This window comes from Actinomadura fibrosa (assembly GCF_900659615.1).
Classification (GTDB): Bacteria; Actinomycetota; Actinomycetes; order Streptosporangiales; family Streptosporangiaceae; genus Spirillospora; species Spirillospora fibrosa.
Genome location: NZ_CAACUY010000423.1, coordinates 1 through 4645 on the forward strand (window position 1 = coordinate 1; position 4645 = coordinate 4645).

The window sequence follows — 4645 nt, forward strand, 5'->3', positions numbered from 1 at the left end:
CGGGGCGGCGGCGCCCAGACCGTGCGGACGGGATGCAGCGCGGCCTCGGTCTCCACGACCGGCGCGGGGCCGCCGTCCCCGCCGAGCAGGCGCGCCCAGGGGCCGGTGTCGGCGGTCGCGGACGCGGCGACCAGCCGCAGGTCGGGGCGCAGCGCGGCCCGCACGTCCAGCAGGAAGGCGAGGGCGGTGTCGGCGTCCAGGTGCCGCTCGTGGCACTCGTCCAGGATCACGGTGCCGATCCCGTCGAGCTCGGGTTCGGACTGGAGGCGCTGGAGGACGACGCCGGTGGTGACGACGTCGACCAGGGTGCCGGGCCGGTGCTCGCCGCGCACGGTGACCCCGACCCGCTCCGCCACGCGCTCGCCGAGCAGCCAGGCCATCCGCCGGGCCGCGGCGCGCGCGGCGAGCCGCCGCGGCTCCAGCACCAGCACCTTCCCCCCGGTGCCCGCGGCCGCGGGGTCGGGAAGGGCCAGGCCGGCGAGGGCCAGCGGGACCAGGGTGGTCTTGCCGGTGCCGGGAGGCGCCGCGAGGACGGCCGCGCCCCGCCCGGCGAGGGCCGCGCGCAGGCCCGGGACGGCCCGGTGGACCGGGAGGTCCTCGGCGCCCGCGATGCGCGCGGTGCGGGGGTGCTGCATCGCTCCAGTGTGGCGGCAGTCGCGACCGTCCTGCCCGGAGGGTGAGCGGCCATGTGAGAAATGCCACGGCGACGAAAGCCCCCGCGCGCGTTACGGTGATAGTTGCATCGGACGTTTCGCCATTTGCTAGAACGTTCTAAATTTTTTCCCAAGAATCGTCACCGGCCGTTCAGAGCAAAATACCAGGTAAACAATGCTCTGGGGCCCGAAGTGACTTTGCCGTCTGACATCCAGCACCGGGTGAAGTGTGGCGACAATGCCTTCCGTGTCCTCATAATGAGGTCGTCAGTGCAGGGTGCTGGGAGGTTGTCATGATCGGCAGCTCGATCTACCTCAGGGACAGGGCGGCGTTCACGGGGGGATCGCCGCAGGCGGTTTACGAGGAGCTCTGGCAGCGGGGCCGAAAAGGGCGGCTGCGGACCCGCGCCGTTCTGGCGATCGTGGCGCTGCTGCTGTTCGGGGCACTGGCCAGCGCCGTCGCCGGAATCATCGCCGCGGTGGTGGTGGCCGCCGCGGACGCGCTGGTGCATTGGCGCCTTTACAGCATGTCGAGCGTGTGGCGGCGCGGCCTGCGCGGCGACCAGCGGATGGCGCGGCTGCTGCGGTTCACGCTGGAGCGGCGCGGATACCGGGTGCTGCACGCGCGGACCGTCCCCGACCACGGGTCCGCCGACCAGCTCGTGATCGGACCGGGCGGCGTGTGGCTGGTCCACAACGAGGCCTGGCAGCCGGACTTCGAGATCACCCACCACGGCGGGCGGCTGTTCATCGACGGCCGCACCCAGTCCAAGCTCGTCAAGGGCCTCGTCGCGCGCGCCGACGCCGCGGCCCGGCTGATCTCCGAGGGCGCCGGGACGCCGGTGAAGGTCGTGCCGGTGCTCGCCGTGCACGGCGGCAAGCTGCCCCGCAGGACGCCGTTCGAGGCCGACGGCATCACGTTCGCGCCACCGCTGAAGCTCGTCCGGTGGATGCGCCGCAACCCGCGCGCCGACTACTCCGCCGAAGAGGTCGAGGACATCGCCCGGGCCGCCGTCCGCACGCTGCCCATCGGCGGCCGCGTCATGCCGGCCGCCGCGTGAACGCCGCCGACCGCCGCACCCGCGCCGGGCGCGTCAGCGCCGCGCCGGCGATCGTGCGGCCCGAAAGCCTGTGGCCGGAGGGCTCACCCGCCGCCCGCAGGGCGCCCATCGCCCGCGAGGGTCCCGCCGCCCGAGCGGGCGGTGCGGCGCAACCACAGCAGCCCCACGACAGGAAGGACGAGCGGCACGAACCCGTAGCCCCGCCCGTACCCGGACCAGACGGTCTCGTCCGGGAACGCCGCGGAGTCGACGAGGCTCAGCGTCCCCACGACGAGCACGCCGGCCAGTTCCACCGAGCACGCTGCGACGGCGAGGCGGAACGACGTCCGGCCGCCGCGGGCGAGCGCGACCGTCGCCAGGACGTAGACGGCCGCGGCCAGCGCCGACAGCGTGTAGGCGAGGGGGGCGTCCGAGAACTTCGTACCGATCTGCACGCCCGCGCGGGCCCCCGCGGCCAGCGCGAAGACCGCGTAGACGGCGACCAGCAGCCGGCCGGGCCCGGTCCCGGTCGCGCCTCCGGTCCCCGCGGTGCCCGTGCGGGCCTCGGCTCCGGCGCGGGCGCCGGCGCCCGCACGGGCTCCGGGCCGGACTCCCTCGGGCTCAGACACCGGTGCCGCTCCATATCTGGTTCATCCTGACGATCATCACCGCGACGGCGAGGCACGCGACGACGAGCACCCCCGGCCCGTACCGGGACCGCTCCAGCAGCCCCCACCCGGCGCCCGCCGCGGGGATCAGCAGGACGGCCAGCAGGTACCCGACGAACGTGGCCGGGCTCCGCGGCCCCTGGTCGTCCGCGAGCTTCACGAACCCGACCACGGCCTGCGCGACGAGCAGGACCTCCAGGACGCCGAGCACGACGAGGTGGTCGACGCCCATCGGGCGGTCGCGCAGCGCGGTCACCAGGGCGTGGGCCGCGGCCAGCAGCGCCACCACGATGATCGCGGTGGCCAGGACGGTCGTCACGACAGAAGAGAGTACTACCGCGCGTAGAGCTCGGCGGCACCCGCCGCCGATAGCGGGACGGCGCCGCCTGTCCGAGACCCCCGGGCGGCGCCGTCCCGACAACCCGTCCGGCGGATGTGGCGCGGGCCTCTTCTCGTCCGCCACCGGCACCGGCGGTCCCCCGGGCGTGGCAGCATGGCGGGCGTGAACGCGTTGCAGCAGCTGACTCTGACCCGGCACGGCGAGAGCACCGGCAACCTCGCCTGGCAGGCGGTGCAGGGCACCGACGCCGAGGAGAGCGGCATCACCGAACGCGACGCCGACGTGCCGCTGTCCGACACCGGACGCGAGCAGGCCGCGGCGCTCGGCCGCCGCCTCGCCGCCCTCCCCGACCACGAGCGCCCCACGCTCGCCGTCGCGTCCCCCTTCCGCCGCACCGTCGACACCGCCCGGATCGCGCTCGCCCAGACCCCCTACGCCGCGCCCGGCGCCTCGGACGGCGTGCGCCTCCGCGTGGACGAGCGGCTCCGCGACCGCGACCAGGGCATCATGGAGGGCCTCACCCCCCTCGGCATGCGGCGCCGCCACCCCGACGAGGCGGCCCGCCTCCGCCGCCTCGGCAAGTTCTACTACCGCCCGCCCGGCGGCGAGTCCTGGGCGGACCTCGCGCTACGGCTGCGCAGCTTCTACCGCGACCTCGAAGCCGAGGCCCCCGGCGGCCGCGTCCTCGTCGTCACCCACGACGCCATCGTCGTCATGACCCGCTACCTCGTCGAGAACCTCACCGAACACGAGGTCCTGGAGATCGAGAAGGAACCCGTGGCGAACGCCTCCTTCTCCTGCTGGCAGCACAACGGCAGCGAACTCCAAGCCATCTGCTACAACGACCGAGGGCATTTGCTTACTAGCAGTCCCCTCGGCGGTCGGCCCTAGCGGGCCTTCCTTCAACGGGCACTGCGGCGATCGCTGCATCGCTCCGGCTCGCCCAGGGGCTCGCTGCGCGATCAAGTTCTCGCACGCTCGAACTTGGCTTCGCACGCGATCGCAACGTTTCCGGTCGCTGACAGCTTGGGTTACGGACGTTCCAGTGACGGCCTGTGCTTATTTGCAGTGCCCTCGGCGTCAGGCCCTGGCAGGCCTTCCTTCAACGGGCACTGCGGGCGATCGCTGCATCGCTTCGGCTCGCCTGGCGGCTCGCTGCGCGATCAAGTTCTCGCTCCGCTCGAACTTGGCTTCGCACGCGATCGCGACGTTTCCGGTCGCTGACACCTGAGGCTACGGACGTTCTGGTGCGGGTTCGGCGGCGGGCGACGCTTAGGGTGGCCTCCGCTTGGCGGGCTACTCGGCTTCTAGTAGGCGGTTGGCTCTGGACGTCGCGGCGGGGCGGCGGGGGTCGCCTGAGGGGAGGAGTGCGGTGAGGCGTTCCAGGACTTCCAGGTCGTCGCGGCCCGGTTCGGTCTGGGCGTAGGCCCAGAGCGTGTCGGCGCCGCTGCCGTCCAGGGCCTGGCGCCGGATCCGCACGGCCAGCTCGTCGCGTTCGGCGCGGACGGCGGGGGCGTCGGAGCGGGGCAGCAGCTCGCCGCCGTAGAGCCGGACGGCGCCGGCGACGTCGCCCTCGTCCAGGAGGCGCCGGACGGTGAGGAAGTCGGCCTCGACCGCGCAGCCGAGCCGGTAGGGCTTGGCGCGGACGAGGTCGCCGAGCTGCGCGCGGAGCCGGTGGATCTCGGCGCGGACGGTGACGGGGCTGCCCTCGTCGCCGTACAGGTGCCAGGACAGCCGGTCGCCGTTGAGGCCGCCGGGGTGCAGGGCGAGCAGCGCGAGGATCTCGGCGTGCCGGAGCGTCAGCGGGACGCGGACGCCGTCCAGGCGGGCGGACGGCTGGTCGGTGCCGAGCAGCGCGAGCGTGAGCAGCGGCCGGCGGCCGTCCGGGGCGGTGCCGCCGCGCGCGGGGCGGAACAGAGCGCCGGACGGCCCGCGGGTGCCGGG

Annotated in this window: 6 protein-coding genes; 2 read left to right on the forward strand and 4 right to left on the reverse strand. The window is 74.1% G+C overall.

From position 1 onward, the window contains the following. A partial coding sequence (locus tag E1300_RS47700; RefSeq protein ID WP_131763864.1) for a DEAD/DEAH box helicase occupies positions 1–635 on the reverse strand: 635 nt, incomplete at its 3' end. A 311-nt stretch (positions 636–946) separates the two neighbouring features. Here E1300_RS47700 and E1300_RS47705 point away from each other — a divergent pair. Then, a complete protein-coding gene (locus E1300_RS47705) occupies positions 947–1714 on the forward strand; it encodes a nuclease-related domain-containing protein (RefSeq protein WP_131763865.1) in 768 nt (255 codons plus the stop codon). 83 nt (positions 1715–1797) lie between these two features. Here the strand turns inward: E1300_RS47705 and E1300_RS47710 are convergent, their stop codons facing one another. After that, positions 1798–2202 carry a hypothetical protein gene (locus E1300_RS47710; protein WP_131763868.1) on the reverse strand — a complete coding sequence of 135 codons (405 nt, stop codon included), beginning with the start codon at positions 2200–2202 and terminating at the stop codon, positions 1798–1800. 112 nt (positions 2203–2314) lie between these two features. Next, the gene (locus tag E1300_RS47715) at positions 2315–2680 is read right to left on the reverse strand and encodes a hypothetical protein (protein WP_131763866.1); all 366 of its coding nucleotides are present in this window, start codon (positions 2678–2680) and stop codon (positions 2315–2317) included. Between the two features lie 174 nt (positions 2681–2854). Between E1300_RS47715 and E1300_RS47720 the strand changes: the two genes are divergently transcribed. Then, positions 2855–3592 carry a histidine phosphatase family protein gene (locus E1300_RS47720; RefSeq protein ID WP_131763867.1) on the forward strand — a complete coding sequence of 246 codons (738 nt, stop codon included), beginning with the start codon at positions 2855–2857 and terminating at the stop codon, positions 3590–3592. Positions 3593–3997: 405 nt separating this feature from the next. On the opposite strand, the gene E1300_RS51015 is transcribed toward E1300_RS47720, so the two are convergent. Further along, a partial coding sequence (locus E1300_RS51015) for a helix-turn-helix domain-containing protein (RefSeq protein WP_165503329.1) occupies positions 3998–4645 on the reverse strand: 648 nt, incomplete at its 5' end.